The 15,074-nt window shown below is 64.3% G+C and carries 14 protein-coding genes; 6 read left to right on the top strand and 8 right to left on the bottom strand.

What is annotated here, in order from left to right; all coding sequences use genetic code 11:
- Positions 1-3 precede the first annotated feature (3 nt).
- Both LDN95_RS03115 and glpX read right to left on the bottom strand, forming a co-directional pair.
- Entirely contained in the window at positions 4-1,152 is a 1,149-nt protein-coding gene (locus LDN95_RS03115) for a serine hydrolase (protein WP_226016160.1), read from the bottom strand.
- 85 nt (positions 1,153-1,237) lie between these two features.
- Positions 1,238-2,239 (bottom strand): class II fructose-bisphosphatase, encoded by a 1,002-nt coding sequence (glpX, locus tag LDN95_RS03110; protein WP_370631637.1) that lies wholly within the window; start codon positions 2,237-2,239, stop codon positions 1,238-1,240.
- 276 nt (positions 2,240-2,515) lie between these two features.
- Between glpX and LDN95_RS03105 the strand changes: the two genes are divergently transcribed.
- Positions 2,516-2,929 (top strand): hypothetical protein, encoded by a 414-nt coding sequence (locus tag LDN95_RS03105; protein ID WP_226016159.1) that lies wholly within the window; start codon positions 2,516-2,518, stop codon positions 2,927-2,929.
- A 59-nt stretch (positions 2,930-2,988) separates the two neighbouring features.
- Here the strand turns inward: LDN95_RS03105 and LDN95_RS03100 are convergent, their stop codons facing one another.
- Together LDN95_RS03100 and LDN95_RS03095 are read right to left on the bottom strand one after the other, a co-directional pair.
- Positions 2,989-4,305, bottom strand: coding sequence for a homoserine dehydrogenase (locus LDN95_RS03100; protein ID WP_226016158.1), 1,317 nt, complete (start codon positions 4,303-4,305; stop codon positions 2,989-2,991).
- Positions 4,306-4,425: 120 nt separating this feature from the next.
- Positions 4,426-5,211: a hypothetical protein gene (locus LDN95_RS03095; RefSeq protein ID WP_226016157.1), complete on the bottom strand. Its 786-nt coding sequence runs from the start codon at positions 5,209-5,211 to the stop codon at positions 4,426-4,428.
- 495 nt (positions 5,212-5,706) lie between these two features.
- Here LDN95_RS03095 and LDN95_RS03090 point away from each other — a divergent pair, with 495 nt between their 5' ends.
- The 4 genes from LDN95_RS03090 (at position 5,707) to LDN95_RS03075 (ending at position 8,376) form a co-directional block, all read left to right on the top strand.
- The gene (locus LDN95_RS03090; RefSeq protein ID WP_226016156.1) at positions 5,707-6,366 is read left to right on the top strand and encodes an energy transducer TonB; all 660 of its coding nucleotides are present in this window, start codon (positions 5,707-5,709) and stop codon (positions 6,364-6,366) included.
- A 75-nt stretch (positions 6,367-6,441) separates the two neighbouring features.
- Positions 6,442-7,197 (top strand): MotA/TolQ/ExbB proton channel family protein, encoded by a 756-nt coding sequence (locus LDN95_RS03085; protein WP_226016155.1) that lies wholly within the window; start codon positions 6,442-6,444, stop codon positions 7,195-7,197.
- A 133-nt stretch (positions 7,198-7,330) separates the two neighbouring features.
- Entirely contained in the window at positions 7,331-7,858 is a 528-nt protein-coding gene (locus LDN95_RS03080) for a biopolymer transporter ExbD (RefSeq protein WP_226016154.1), read from the top strand.
- Between the two features lie 74 nt (positions 7,859-7,932).
- On the top strand, positions 7,933-8,376 hold the full coding sequence (locus LDN95_RS03075) for a biopolymer transporter ExbD (RefSeq protein WP_226016153.1): 444 nt from the start codon (positions 7,933-7,935) through the stop codon (positions 8,374-8,376).
- Positions 8,377-8,886: 510 nt separating this feature from the next.
- Here the strand turns inward: LDN95_RS03075 and LDN95_RS03070 are convergent.
- From LDN95_RS03070 to cysD, 3 genes are read right to left on the bottom strand one after another with little or no spacing between them, the layout of a single operon-like run.
- Positions 8,887-9,642, bottom strand: coding sequence for a 3'(2'),5'-bisphosphate nucleotidase CysQ (locus tag LDN95_RS03070; protein ID WP_305082573.1), 756 nt, complete (start codon positions 9,640-9,642; stop codon positions 8,887-8,889).
- A 14-nt stretch (positions 9,643-9,656) separates the two neighbouring features.
- Positions 9,657-11,594 (bottom strand): sulfate adenylyltransferase subunit CysN, encoded by a 1,938-nt coding sequence (gene cysN, locus LDN95_RS03065; RefSeq protein ID WP_226016151.1) that lies wholly within the window; start codon positions 11,592-11,594, stop codon positions 9,657-9,659.
- Positions 11,594-12,514, bottom strand: coding sequence for a sulfate adenylyltransferase subunit CysD (cysD, locus tag LDN95_RS03060; RefSeq protein ID WP_226016150.1), 921 nt, complete (start codon positions 12,512-12,514; stop codon positions 11,594-11,596). The genes cysN and cysD overlap by 1 nt, the downstream gene beginning before the upstream one ends.
- 81 nt (positions 12,515-12,595) lie before the next feature.
- Between cysD and LDN95_RS03055 the strand changes: the two genes are divergently transcribed.
- Positions 12,596-13,708 (top strand): LuxR family transcriptional regulator, encoded by a 1,113-nt coding sequence (locus tag LDN95_RS03055; protein ID WP_226016149.1) that lies wholly within the window; start codon positions 12,596-12,598, stop codon positions 13,706-13,708.
- A gap of 15 nt (positions 13,709-13,723) precedes the next feature.
- Here LDN95_RS03055 and LDN95_RS03050 read toward each other — a convergent pair whose 3' ends face one another.
- A complete protein-coding gene (locus tag LDN95_RS03050; protein ID WP_226016148.1) occupies positions 13,724-14,953 on the bottom strand; it encodes an acyl-CoA dehydrogenase family protein in 1,230 nt (409 codons plus the stop codon).
- Positions 14,954-15,074: the final 121 nt, after the last annotated feature.

Below are 15,074 nucleotides of genomic sequence, written 5' to 3'. Positions count from 1 at the left end.
GGTTCAGGCCGCGGCGAGCCGTTGCAACTCGGCAAAGGCTTCCAGAACGCCCGTGTCGCCAAAGGGTGCCAGTTGCGTCAGCAGTAGCCCGCCCTGACGCCGAGCAGGATCGATCCAGTAGTAACAGTTGAAAATGCCTGCCCAGTGCAGGCTGCCCGCCGAACGCCCGCCGTTCGGAACCGGTTCGGCATTGTGCAGGAAGCCGCCCAGCGTCCAGCCACCACGCTGACCGGGCAGCGGATCGTAGTGGCCGGCAAGGTCGGGCATGGCCGAGCCCATGATGCCCGCCGAAAGGCCCGGCGCAAGGGCGTCATGGTACAAAAGGTCCGCGGTTTCGGGCGAGAGCACGCGCACCCCGTCCAGTTCGCCGCCGTTCAACACCATCCGCAGGAACCGTGCATAATCGCTTGCAGTCGACGTCAATCCGCCGCCGCCGCTGTGGTATTCGCCCTCGCCCAGAACCAGCGGAAGCGTCGCAAAGCCACCCGAACCGTCGCGGCGATGCACTTTGGCGGCGTCGGCCGGCATGGTGTCGGCTCCGCGAAAGGCGGTGGCAGCCATGCCCAGCGGCCCGGTCAGTTCAGTTGCCAGATAGTCGCCCAGCGTCTTGCCGGTAGCAGCCTCGATGGCCAGTCCGACCCAGTCGGTGCTGACGCCATATTCCCATCGCTCGCCCGGATCGGCCAGCAGCGGCAAGTTCAGGCTGGCGCGGCTGCCGGGGGCGGCCATGCCGGTGGCCATGACATAGCGCAGCAGCGCCGCATCCTTGAATACATAGCCGCAGCCCGAGGTGTGCAGCAACAGATGGCGCAACGTGATGGCGGTGCGCGCCGGGCGCAGTTGCGGGGTACCATCTTCGCCAAAGCCTTCAAGCACTTGCGGTGCGGCAAGTTCGGGCAGCAGGTCGCCCAGCGGCGCATCGAGGGCAAGCACACCGCGCTCGACCAGTTGCAGCGCCGCTGTCGAAACGATCGCCTTGGTCATCGAGGCGATTTGGAACAGCGTGTCCGGCTGCATCGCCACGCCGCCCGGCGCATCGGCAAGGCCGATGGCACGGTGATAGGTGGTTTCGCCTGCGTTGGTGATCAGCGCGACCGCGCCCGGCACATCGGCACGCTCCAGCGCCGCGATGAATGCGGTGTCGTTGCTCATTGTCCTGCTCCCTCTCCGTTTTCGGACGAGAGGGTGAACGGCACGTCTGCCGAACGCAAGACTCGTTACGTTCGGGCTGGTGCGATCACGGGCGGCGGTGTTCGCCCTTTACCCTGCGCACGGTTCCCGAACTGGCGCGCATGACGATGCTTTCGGTGGTCAGGATGCCGTCCTTGCGGTGCTTGACGCCTGCCAGCAACGATCCGTCGGTGACGCCGGTGGCGGCGAAGATGCAGTCGCCCTTGGCCAGTTCCGACAGATCGTATTGCTTGTTGAGGTCGGTGATGCCCCACTTGCGCGCACGGGCGCGCTCGCTCTCGTTGCGGAACAGCAGGCGGCCCTTGAACTGTCCGCCGACGCAGCGCAGCGCGGCCGCCGCCAGCACGCCTTCCGGCGCGCCACCCGATCCCATGTAGATGTCGATGCCGGTGTCCTCGTTGGTCACGGCGATCACACCGGCCACGTCTCCATCGGGGATCAGCGCGATGCCGCAGCCCAGCGCCCGCAGCGCAGCGATCAGGTCGGTATGGCGTGGTCGGTCGAGCACGCAGACGATGATGTCGCCGGGCGCAACGCCCTTGGCCGCCGCCACCGCGCGCACATTGTCGGCGGGGCTCTTGTTCAGGTCGATCAGGCCCTCGGGATAACCCGGCCCGATCGCCAGCTTTTCCATATAGACATCGGGCGCGTTGAGCAGGCCGCCCTCTTCGGCCACCGCCAGCACCGCCAGCGCGTTGGGACCGGCCTTGGCAGTGATCGTGGTGCCTTCCAGCGGATCGAGCGCGATGTCGATTTTCGGGCCCGTCCCCGGCGCCGCACCGACCTTTTCACCGATGAACAGCATCGGCGCTTCGTCGCGTTCGCCTTCGCCGATCACTATGGTGCCGTCGATTTCCAGCTCGTTGAACGCCGCTCGCATCGCTTCGACTGCCGCTGCATCGGCGGCCTTTTCATCGCCGCGACCGATCAGGCGTGAGGCGCCGATCGCCGCGGCCTCGGTAACGCGCACCATTTCGAGCACCAGCACCCGGTCGAGCACATGCGAAGGGTCCGGGGAAGCGACGGTCTTGACGGTGGTATCGGTCACGGTCGTTCCCTATGTTGGCGACGTGCGGACATGTGCACGGCCTCTAGCCAGTGGATTGCAATCTTGTCGAGAGAGCCCATCACGCCCGCAAGCAGTGCCCCCCGGCGCATGGCAGATACGCGTAAGCTTCTAGTTTTGGCTGTGTTCCTGATCACTCCGCAGGCTTGGGCGCAAGCGCAGATACCACCATTGCCGCCTGTCATGGCACAAAGCGATGACCATTCGGTTGAGACTGGCGCTGCGTCGGCTACGCGGTCTGCGCAAGGGTCGGCAGCGATGCCGGTCGCAGCAGGGCAGCCGCCGACTGTTTCCGAAAAGGCTGAGCCCGAGAACGCCGCGTCCAACAAGGCCGAAATTGCCCGCCGCCTGCTTACCCCTTTGTACAAGCCGCGCTGCGACGAGCCCGGCCCGGACGGCGCGATCGTGGTGTGTGGCACCAACCCCGAGAACGCGCGCCAGCGCTTGCCGTTGCCGGGCGAACTGGATGGGGCCCGTGCTACGGCAGATGGCTTGCCGCGCGCGCCCGAAGTGTTCGGCATCCGCCATGGCGGCGGGGTGAGCATCACCGGCTGTTTCCTGCCGCCGTGCCCACCTCCGGTGATGCCGCAGATCGACTTCGCCGCGCTGCCGCCCGCACCCGAAGGATCGGACGCCGATCTGATCGCCAAAGGCGAGATGCGCGCGCCCTGACGAAGCCCGGCCCGAGACGAAGCCCGGCGCGAGACGAAGTCTGGCGCGACTGGCAATTCCTATTCGTCGAGCAAGTACATCACCAGCGGCGGTTCGAACAGTGCGGGCGATCCTTCCAACAGGCGCAGCGTTTCGGTGATCGCGCTTTCGGGCCCTTCGTGCGTGACGATCGACACCAAGACCGGCTCGGTGCCACCGGGCGCGTTGCGGCCCTTCTGGATCATGCTGGCGATCGAGACCCCGGCATCGCGCATCGCGGCGGTGATCTCGGCCAGCACGCCGGGGCGGTCGGTGACGGCAAAGCGCAGATAGGCCTTGCTGATCCGCTGTCCGGCGCTGGCGGGCGCAGCGCGGTCAAGTTCTGCCACGGGGATGGAGAACGGGGCGCCGACATCGCCGCGCGCGATGTCGATCAGGTCGGCGACCACCGCGCTCGCGGTCGGGCCATCGCCCGCACCCGCACCCTGGAACAGCAGGCGGCCGACGAAGTTGCCTTCGGCCACCACCGCATTGGTTGCGCCATCGACATGGGCAAGCGGGTGATCGCGGTGCACCAGATGCGGATGAACCCGCTGGAACAGGCGACGGTTGCCCTCGGCGTCGATCTCGGTATCGGCCATCCCGATCAGGCGGATGTAATAGCCCAGCGCATCGGCCTGCGCGATGTCGGCGGCCAACACGCGGCGGATGCCAGTGGCGGTCACGCCCGCAAAGTCCACCGCCGTACCGAACGCGATCGACGACAGGATCGACAGCTTGTGCGCGGCATCGATGCCGTCGATGTCGAAGGTCGGGTCGGATTCGGCATAGCCCTTGGCCTGAGCCTCTGCCAGCACGTCGGCAAAGTCGCGACCGGTGTCCTCCATCGTCGACAGGATATAGTTGCAGGTGCCGTTGAGGATGCCATAGACGCGCGCGATCTCGTTGGCAGCCGCGCCTTCGCGCAGGCCCTTGATCACCGGAATGCCGCCGGCCACCGCCGCTTCGAACTTGAACGCGCACTTGGCCGCCTCGGCCCGCGTCGCCAGTTCGATGCCATGGTGCGCGATCATCGCCTTGTTGGCGGTGACCAGCGCCTTGCCCGCCTCGAACGTGGTGCGCGCCAGCGCCAGCGCGGGGCCATCGGCGCCGCCGACCAGTTCGACCACGACATCGACGTCCTCGCGCTCGCCCAGGATGACCATATCATCCTCCCAGTGATAGGCGCCCAGGTCATAGCCGCGATTCTTGCTGCGGTTGCGGGCGCTGACCGCGGTGATCACGATCGGGCGCCCGGCGCGGCGCGTGATCAGGTCGGCGTTGGCCTCGATCAGCCGGATCACCCCGCCGCCCACCGTGCCAAGTCCAGCGAGCGCGATGCGCAATGGTTCGCTCATGTCATTCCTGTCCTGTCGCGCCCGCGCGCGAGCCTTATGTATAGCGCGCAAGTCCTTAGGGGAGCCGTTGCGCGCCCGCAACCATGCGCGCTGGCCTGTGCGCGGGCTTGCGTGCTTGCCTCAGTGAGCGCCTGGCCGGTTGCGGGTGCACGGACCCAGATCGGCCAGCACCAGCGCATAGTCCTCGGTGGCAATGCGTCGATCGTTGGCGGTGGCAGAGATGTTGGCCCGCTCGCTCAGGGACTGCGGTAGCGAACAGGCCAGCCGATACCATGCCAGCGTGTCATGCGCCGGGGGCGTGGCCGCCTGATCGACGATCTCGCTGAAGCTCACGCCCCAGCGCGTCGGCTCACCGGGGCGGCGCAGAATCGACAACGCGATCGGCCGCTCGCCCTCGGTGGCAAAGAACAGTTGCGTCTCGCCCTCGCCCGCCAGATTCCCGGGCACGTGCAGCGCCTCGCGCAAGGACAGGACGCGCGCGGGGGCATCCGGGGCGAGCAGCGCGGTCAACACGCTGCGCAGTCGCGTCTCGGTATCGGCTGACCAAGGCAGCATCGCATCGCCCGCCACCAGCTGCAGTTCGCCAGGGCGCCCCGCCACGGTGCGCGCCAGCACCAGAACTTGCGTCCGGGTCAGCTTGGGGACGCGCCCCTTTGCATCGAGCGGCACGTCGGCAAGGAAACGGATCGATTCGCCAAGATCCGGCCCGACCAGCAGCGCGGTCGTCACCGCCTCGACATAGAGCCGCGCTTTGCCTGCCGGAACATCGGGTGCCTGCTCGGGCTTGAGCCGGGTTGCGCGGCGGATCTCGGCGCGGGTGACCAATTCGGCCGGAAGCGCCAGATCGACAAGATCGGCATACGTGAGCGCTGGCTTCAGCGTTGGTGCGCCATTGGCCGATGGCACTGCGGCTTGTCCTGAACCCGGCGTTAATCCTGCGCGAATCACAGGGTTAGCGGAAGGTGCGGCATCGGTCGCGCACACCGCATTCGACGCGGATGAAAGCACCATGGACAACGCAACTGGCCAAAACGCTATGCGATGCATTAGAAATCCTTGTAGTCTGGCGGGGCCTGTTGACACCTGCGCGGGCGCAAAACCCGCGCCAATGCGCCGATTTCCGTATCGGAACAGGGAATCGTAAAGGAGCGGATAAAGCATTTGCGCGGCTTTGGCTTCGGCGTTAATGCTCTCCCTCGTCGGGCAGTTCAAAAAACAAACGCCCGTCGTTGCCGCCGCCGGGACCCTTGCGCCCGATGTCGGCGGACCGGGTTGCCGGCAGGGTGGATTGATATCGCTGGATTGGCCTATCGTGCGGAACGGTGATTTCGTACGTGGCTCTGTCATGGTGTGTGCATGGGTGCGCGCGCCAGGGTGGAAGATCAGGAGTGTTAGAGCTGAATGGCATACGCTGACCAACAGATGAGCGGTAACAAGATCACCGCGCTCATCATCGTTGCGGTTCTTCATGTCGTTGTCGGCTATGCGCTGGTCACTGGCCTCGCGTACTCGGCCTTCAAGAAGATCAAAGAGGTGACTACGGCCGTCAAGATTGACGAGGACAAGCCGCCGCCACCGCCGCCGCCGCCCCCCAAGACGGATATGCCGCCGCCGCCACCTATCGTGGCGCCGCCGCCGCCGATTAGCTTCAATGCACCGGCACCGCAGATCCAGACGGTAGCGGCTCCGCCGCCGCCGACGCCACTTCCGCCGCCGCCGGTCGCTTTGCCGCCGACGCCAGCGCCGCCGCCTCCGCGTTTCACGCCGAAGGCTGCAGTCGCCAAGGGTCGTCCTGGCGAGTGGGTGACGTCGAACGACTATCCGTCGCGTGCCCTGCGCGAAGAGCGTGAAGGCGTGACCGGGTTCCGTTTGTCGATCGGTACAGACGGCAAGGTGACGAACTGCGAAATCACCAAGTCGAGCGGTAGCCCCGATCTCGATCAGGCGACGTGTGACAATCTTCGCCGTCGTGGCCGCTTCAACGCGGCGACGGATGGTGACGGTAATCCCACCGCAGGTGTCTACGCCAGTTCGGTGCGTTGGCAGATCCCGAAGGAATGATCCTTCGGGCCTGTCCCGTGCTCATAGTTTCCCCCCTTCTTTGCTCTTTGCTGAATTCTTGAGAGGAAGATCCGAATGCTTATCCAGACTCTCGCCGAGGCCGCGGCCGCTGCGGCGCCGCAGAACAAGTTTGGCTTCGTCGAAGCCCTTCAGGCCGGTGGTTTCATTTCTTACGCCACCGTCACGATCCTCGGCATCATGTCGTTTGGTTCGTTCTTCATCCTGTTCACCAAGTTCGTGGAACAGGCCAAGATCACCGGTCAGTACAAGTCGATCGCCGCTTTCTGGCGTGCGCCTTCGCTCAAGGAAGGCGTGACCAAGCTCGAGAAGAACTCGGCATGGCGCCAGATCGTCGATGACGGCCTCACCGCTGAGGAAAAGGCCGCCAAGCTGGTCGATTCGTCGGAAGCCCATGACTGGCTGCACGGTTCGCTGGCTCGCTCGGAAGCTTCGATCAACGCGCGTCTCGCCGGTGGTCTGCCCTTCCTCGCAACCGTCGGTGCTACCTCGCCGTTCATCGGTCTGTTCGGTACCGTGGTCGGCATCTATCGCGCGCTGATCGCCATCGGTCTGGCCGGTTCGGCCTCGATCGACAAGGTCGCAGGTCCGGTCGGTGAAGCTCTGATCATGACCGCGCTCGGTCTGCTCGTCGCTGTGCCCGCCGTGCTTGCCTACAACTTCCTGCAGGCTCGCAACAAGCGCATCGCCGAACTGCTCACCGGCTTCAGCACCGACGTGCTGGCAAACATCGCCTCGCACGGCGCTGTGAAGCCCGCAGTTGCTGCTGCTCCGGCCGCAAAGCCGGCTGCTCCGGCCGCTCCGAAGAAGTAATCAGGCAACGCCAGGATCGGCGCCGCCGTGGCCGCCGATCCTGTCCGGAAACACCCGGGTCTTCGCCGGGGCGAAGGTCTCAAGTCTTCCCCCGGCTCCTCCCCGCGGCGCAGATCGGAATAGGATGTAACCAATGGCAATGTCTGTAGGCGGCGGCGGCGAAGAGCGCCCGATGTCGGACATCAACACCACGCCGCTCGTGGACGTGATGCTCGTGCTGCTGATCATCTTCCTCATCGCGGTCCCGGTTGCGATCCAGACCGTCGAAAAGCTCAAGGTGCCTGTCCTGGCATCGGAAGAAACCCAGGACAAGGTCGAGAACCTGCTGCTTGCTGTCGTCGCTACCGACGCAGCCGGTCGCAGCCCCAAGCAGCCTGGCTATGAAGGGTCATCGCCCAGTGGCGAATGTCGCGTTTACTTCAACAACGTGACCCCGGTGGACAACACCGAGCTGACCAAGCAGGCCTATGAGCGGCTTGACGCCATCGTGAAGAACGAAGGCGGCGCGGCGAACATGGATCCCGAAAAGATCCCCGAAGTGCATATCCGCGGTGACGTTCACGTTCCTTGGAAGTGCATTGCCGGCGCGATCTACAGCGTGCAGATCGCGGGTTATCCCAAGGTCGGCTTCATCTCCACCCCGGTCGATCCCAACGGTTGATCCGGCCTGACGGCTGAATTCAACCGAAACGGTCCAATCGGGCCGGGCATACGAGAGAACAGGAGTATCACCCCATGGCAATGAGCGGCGGCAAGGACGATGGCTCGCCGATGATGGAGATGAACACGACGCCGTTGATCGACGTCATGCTCGTGCTCCTCATCATGTTCATCATCACCATTCCCGTGGCCACCCACTCGGTGAACGTGAATCTTCCTCAGGCGACACCTCCGACGAATGACGTCAAGATCAAGCCCGAGAAGAACAAGCTGGTGCTGACCCAGCAGAACCAGTTGCTCTGGAACGGCTCGCCGATCACCGAAGGCAATCTGGTCTCGCTGCTTCAGGCGACCAAGGCGATGGCAGTCGAGCCGGAACTCCAGTTCCAGCCCGAAGCCTTTGCCAACTACGAGATGGCCAACCGCACCCTGAAGATCATCACCGATTCCAAGGTGTCGAAGTTCGGGTTCGTCGGGAATGAAAACTACGCTGTGTTCGGCAAGTCCGCGGCGCAGTAAGACGATTTCTCAGCGTGCTTGCGCGCTGATGGAGTTCATCGAGTCTGATTTGTCAATCAGGCTAAAAAGGGGCGCAGCGAAAGTTGCGCCCCTTTTTGCGTCTGGTTGGTTCATGCTTTTGATGGGTGAGCAGCCATCGTCATGCGTCTAACCGCCTTGATCGAGCACTTGTAACGCGCGCACGCGGTGTGCTGGATTCAATCAGCATTGGCCTCCGCTGGGGGTTGAAAGCTGGAGCGTAGCTGGCTTGCATTAAACGCAACCGCCAAGGTTTTGTTCGCAATTGCAAACGTCGGCCGGGAGGTGCACTCGACAATGGCCTTTCAGGCATCCTCTCCCAAACTTTTCAGGGCTGGCGGTAACGCTGGCCCTTTCTTTTTTGGGGCTTTCGGTTTGCGCAGCCACCCTTGGCGGACACATTGCGGCTTCCGTCAGGCCCCCGTGCGAGGGCGCAGCGAGACAATCAAACGCCACAAGCCGGTACTCAGGCGAGCTTCGCGGCGGCTGCAGTCAGTCTGCCAGTGCCGCCATGGTTTCTAGAACGAGCGCGGCGTGTTCCTGGCGGCACACGAGCAGGTCCGGAAGGTAAGTGTCGGCCTGATTGTAAACCAGTGGTGAGCCATCGACCCGGCTGGCGTGAAGGCCATGCGCCAAGGCAACCGCCGCTGGAGCGCAGCTGTCCCATTCATACTGGCCGCCGGTGTGCAGGTAGATGTCGGCTTGCCCCAGGATGACCGCCATTGTCTTGGCGCCAGCACTGCCCATTGGCACCAGTTCGGCGTCAAGCGCTTGCGCGACCGCCACCGCTTCGGGTGCCGGGCGGGTGCGACTGACCACCATCCGCAGTTGTGCGGGCGCGGGCGGCACCGCGATCGGCGCGTCGCTGCGCAGTACCAGACCGTCACCGTCGTTGGCATCGGGCAGAGCGACTGCCCCGATCGCCGGCGCGCCGTCTATCGCAAGGCCGACGTGGACGGCCCAATCGGATCGCGCTTCGCCATATTCGCGCGTGCCATCGACCGGGTCGACGATCCACGTCCGGCTGAAGCTAAGGCGCGCCAGATTGTCCTTCTCCTCTTCAGAGAGCAGCGCGTCGTCCGGGCGCTGTTCGCGCAGCGCATGGCAAAGAAACGCATTGGCGGTGGCATCACCGGCCTTGCCCAATGCCTTGAGGCTGAGCACATCGCTTTGGCGCACGGTGCGAAGCAGCTGTCCGGCAACTTGTGCCAGATGGGCAGCTAGCTCGGCGTCGGTTCTGGCAGTCATCGTACAGTCCATTCTCAAATGGTCGGCATCCAATGGCCGAGGATGCGGTCGACGATGCGTTCTGCGGCATCCTCGGGGCTTTCACGTGTGGTGTCGACCCTGATCTCGGGCGAAAGCGGCGCTTCGTAGGGGCTGTCGATCCCGGTGAAATTGCGCAATTGGCCCGCGCGCGCCTTCTTGTACAGGCCCTTCACGTCGCGGCGCTCGGCCTCCTCGAGCGGGGTGTCGATGAACACTTCGACAAACTCGCCCTCCGGCAGCAGCTTCCGAACCATTTCGCGCTCGGCGCGGAAGGGGCTGATGAACGCGGTCAGGACGATCAGGCCCGCATCGGTCATCAACCTTGCAACTTCGCCGACCCGGCGGATGTTTTCGATGCGGTCTGCCTCGGTAAAGCCCAGATCCTTGTTGAGGCCGTGGCGGACATTGTCGCCATCGAGCAGGAAGGTGTGCTTGCCCATCGCGTGCAACTTCTTCTCGACCAGATTGGCGATCGTTGATTTGCCCGATCCCGAGAGGCCCGTGAACCAGAGCACCGACGCCTTCTGGCCCTTGAGCGCCGCGTGTGCATCGCGGCTGACATCGAGCGCCTGCCAGTGCACGTTCTGGGCGCGGCGCAAGCTGAAGTGCAGCATGCCGGCAGCAACCGTCGCATTGGTAATCTTGTCGATCAGGATGTACCCGCCGAGCGTGCGATCATCGACATAGGGTTCGAATACCAACCGCTTGTCGGTGGTGAGCTCGACCACGCCGATGGCGTTGAGATCGAGCGTCTTGACCGCCACATGTTCGAGTGTGTTGACGTTGACCGCGTACTTCGGGCTTTGCACCGTGGCCGAAACGGTCTGGGTAGCAAGCTTCAGCCAGTAGGCGCGACCCGGAATCAGCGCCTCGTCGCTGAGCCACACCAGCGTCGATTCGAACTGGTTGGCAGCCTGCGGCGGGGCGTCGGCCGAGGCGATCACGTCGCCGCGCGAACAGTCGATCTCGTCTGCAAGGCAGACCGTGACCGACTGGCCCGCAACAGCGCCTTCAAGATCACCGTCCATCGTGACGATGCGCGAAACCGTACTGGTCTTGCCCGATGGCAAGACACGCACCGCATCTCCCGGCTTGACCGTGCCGGCAGCGATCAGCCCGGAAAAGCCCCGGAAATCGAGATTGGGGCGGTTGACCCACTGCACCGGCAGGCGGAACGGCTTGTCGATGTCACGCGCGGTGTTGACTTCGACGGTTTCGAGATGCTCGATCAAGGTGGGTCCACGGTACCACGCCGTATTGGCCGAGCGCGTGGTGATGTTGTCACCCTTGAACCCTGAAATCGGCAATGCAGTGAAGCGCTCGATCCCGATGCTGCGCGCAAATTCGGTATAGTCCCGCACGATCGCCTCGTAAGCGCCCTGATCGTAGCCGACCAGATCCATCTTGTTCACCGCCAGCACGATGTTGCGGATACCGATCAGGTGGGTGAGGTAGGAGTGGCGGCGCGTCTGCACCAACACACCCTTGCGCGCATCGACAAGAATCACCGCAAGATCGGCGGTGGACGCCCCTGTGATCATGTTGCGGGTATATTGTTCGTGACCGGGGCAATCGGCGACGATGAACTTGCGCTTTTCGGTGTTGAAAAAGCGATAGGCGACATCGATGGTGATGCCCTGTTCGCGTTCTGCGGCAAGGCCATCGACCAGCAGCGCGAAATCGATCTCCTGACCTTGCGTGCCAACCCTGCGGCTGTCGCTTTCGAGCGCGGCCAACTGGTCCTCGAAGATCATCTTCGAATCGTACAGCAACCGTCCGATCAGCGTAGACTTGCCATCGTCCACCGATCCGCAGGTGATGAAACGCAGCATCGTCTTGTGCTGGTGGCTGTCGAGATAGGCATCGATGTCATCGGCGATGAGTGCATCGGTGACATAGACGGGGTCTGCCTTGGCGATCAGGTCAGTCATCAGAAATACCCCTGCTGCTTCTTGATTTCCATCCCGGCGCCGCCCGAATCCTTGTCGATGGCGCGGCCCTGACGTTCGCTCGTGGTCGTCAGCAACGTTTCCTGAATGACCTCGGGCAAGGTTCTGGCCGTGCTTTCGACCGCACCGGTCAGCGGATAGCAGCCCAGCGTGCGAAAGCGGATCGAGCGCATTACCGGTTCCTCTCCCGGCAACAGCGGGAAGCGGTCATCGTCGACCATCAACAACATGCCGTCGCGCTCCACCGTCGGGCGCTCGTCGGCAAAATAGAGCGGCACGATCGGAATGGCGTTGAGATGGATGTATTGCCAGATGTCCAGCTCGGTCCAATTGCTGATCGGGAACACGCGGATGCTCTCGCCCTTTGCCTTGCGGGCGTTGTACAGGTTCCACAACTCGGGGCGCTGGTTCTTGGGATCCCAGCCGTGGCTGGCGGTGCGGAAGCTGAAGATGCGCTCCTTGGCGCGGCTCTTTTCCTCGTCGCGGCGGGCACCGCCGAAGGCCGCGTCAAAGTCCCACTTGTCGAGCGCCTGCTTGAGCCCCTCGGTCTTCCACATGTCGGTATGCAGCGCGCCGTGGTCGAACGGGTTGATCCCACGCGCTGCCGCCTCGGGGTTCTGATAGACGAGCAGTTCCATGCCGCTTTCGGTCGCCATGCGGTTGCGCAGCTTGTACATCTCGCGGAACTTCCACGTGGTATCGACGTGCAACAGCGGGAACGGCGGCGGGCTGGGATAGAACGCCAGCCTTGCCAGATGCAGCATGACCGCGCTGTCCTTGCCCACCGAATAGAGCATGACCGGGTTGTTCGCCTCGGCCACCACTTCGCGCATGATGTGGATTGCCTCGGCCTCAAGCCGTTGCAGATGGGTCAGGGTGGATCGATTTACGGCGTCGGACATCGGTAGCGCTCTTTCCTGTCGGCTGAGCGGACCATTGCGACCCACGCTTGACGTGAAATCTCCCATATGGGAGCAAGGCTTATGGCAATTCTATCGGCCGACCAACGCGAGCTTTTCCTGCCGCTGGTGGAAGGCATTCACGAAAGCCCGCCGTTCGGGGCGTTCATGCGCAATCTGGTGGCGCGGACTTATGCCCGGCGCGCCTTCATGATTCTGACGCTGGCCAATGCCGGACCGGCGCAACAGCCGTCGGTGATCCACGTAGCGGCGCCGCGCGCGGCGCATGAACCGCCGCTCGACTTCCGGCGGCTCGACGCGCTGCGCCTGCATCCTTACGGCGCCTTGCGGCCCGAACGGGTCTATGCGCTCGACGAAATGCTCGATTACGACAGGCCCGCGCAACTGGCGCACCAGCGCGCCGCGCTTGACGAGATGGGCATCCGCTACGGCCGCTGGCTGCGGGTGAGTGCGGGCGGGGTAGCGGACGCATGGCTGTTGCTGGTGCGCGAGCGCGAGGATTTCAGCGCAGCCGCGGTCGCCACGCTGGCGGGCATCGCACCGCATCTGGCAGCGGCGCTTCGCACGCTGGTTGCGCTGATCGATCAGCGGCTTCAGGCCACGATGGCGCAGCGTGCGCTGGCGCGGCTGGGCATCGGGCAACTGGCATTTGATGGTTTGGGACGCGTCATGGCGGCCGATCCGGTCGCCGAATTGATCTTGGCCTTCACCCCCGAGCCCGGCCCGCGCCCAGGTCGACGGCTGCAACTGCTGCCCGAAACGACGCGGGCGCTTGATGCCGCCTGTGCCGAATTGGCCGAGGCCGAGCCGGGAGCGATCCGCCTGTTGCGGCTGGATGAACGAACCGGCCGCGATCTGTTGCTGCGCAAGGCCGATCTGGACTTGTCCGAACCGGCTGCGACCCCGGCGGTCATCGGCACGCTGCGGCTGCAACGCCGCGAAAGCGCGGCGGCGGGCGCAGCCGTGCTGGCTGCGGAACACGGGCTGTCCCCGCGCGAGGCGGCGCTGGCGCAGGCCATCAGCGCGGGGCAGGGTATCATCGAGGCGGGCGAAGCACTCGGCCTGACCAGCGAAACGGCGCGCAACTATTCCAAGCGGATCTATGCCAAGACCGCCACCAGCGGGCAGGCCGATCTGGTCCGGCTGGTATTGGCCGGGCTTACCCCGCTGGCGTGAGCCGAATGGTGCAAATCAGAGCCCAAGCACCCGCTTGGCCAAAATGTTGCGCTGGATCTCGTTCGATCCGGCATAGATCGATCCCGCGCGCTCGTTGAAATAGCGCAAGGGCGCGACCGCTTCCCACGCCTCACCCACGTAGCTGCCGTCGGCCGGGGGCAGGTGATCGGGCACTGCGCCGCCCGGTCGCGCGGCATGGGGCTGGTAGATCGTGCCCGTGGTCCCCGCCGCGCGGTAGGCCAGCTCGGTCATCTCCTGCGCCAGTTCGGTTCCCAGCACTTTCATCATCGAGGACAGCGCACCCACCGAGCCATCGGCATTGGCGCTGCTGACCAGCTTGAACTCGAGCACTTCGAGCACGTCGATGCGGATCATCGCGCGGCCAAGCCTTGCGGCAAAGACAGGATCGTCGAGCAGCGTGCCGGTGGGCGTTTCGACCTGACGGGCATGTTCGCGCAACTGCTCGGCGCGTACCTTCAGCCCCGGTGCATAGCCGCGTCCGCCACGCTCGAAATCGAGCAGGTACTTGGCCACAGTCCAGCCATCATCGACCTGCCCGATGACATTGGCCTTGGGCACGCGCACGTCGGTGAAGAAGATCTGGTTCTGCACCGTCTCGCCCGAGGTCATCACCAGCGGCCGCACGACGATGCCCGGCGCGGTCATGTCGACCAGCAGGAAGGTGATGCCCTGCTGCGGCTTCAACCCCCGCGTGGTGCGCACAAGGCAGAACATCCAGTTCGCCTGCTGGGCATGGGTGGTCCAGATCTTCGAGCCGTTGAGCACAAATGCGTCGCCATCGGATTCGGCGCGCATCTGGAGCGAGGCGAGGTCCGAGCCCGATTGCGGTTCGCTGTAGCCCTGACAGAAGAACACCTCGCCGGACAGGATGCCGGGCAGGAAAAACGCCTTTTGCGCCGGCGTACCGAAGGCCTGGATCACATGGGCGACCATGTGGATGCCCATCGGAGAAACCGGCGGCGCGCCCGCGATGATCCGTTCGCGCTCGAACAGATAGTGCTGCGCATCGCTCCAGTCCTGCCCGCCGTGCTCCACCTGCCAGCCCGGCGCGGCCCAGCCCTTGGCATGCAGCTTTTCCTGCCAGGCCATGCCCAGATCATGGTCGGCATAGACGCTGGTCATCAAGCGTCCGGCCTCGGCCAGTTCAGGCGTCAGCGCTTCGGCGAAAAAACGACGCGCTTCATCGGCAAAGGAGAGGTCTTGCGCGGTCCATTCGAGATCCATTTTGCCAGCATCCCCTGTCAGCAGGCGCGCGGCCTTGCGGTTTAGTTATCAGTTGTGTTAACCTCTTGACGAAAGCTCCGCAAGTCCCTCTGTCAGTGCGGGCAAGGCGAGGCAGCAACAT

The organism is Novosphingobium sp. FKTRR1, assembly GCF_020404405.1.
Classification (GTDB): domain Bacteria; phylum Pseudomonadota; class Alphaproteobacteria; order Sphingomonadales; family Sphingomonadaceae; genus Novosphingobium.
Note: the sequence above shows the minus strand (reverse complement) of the source record. Positions and strands in the feature narration are given on the sequence as shown.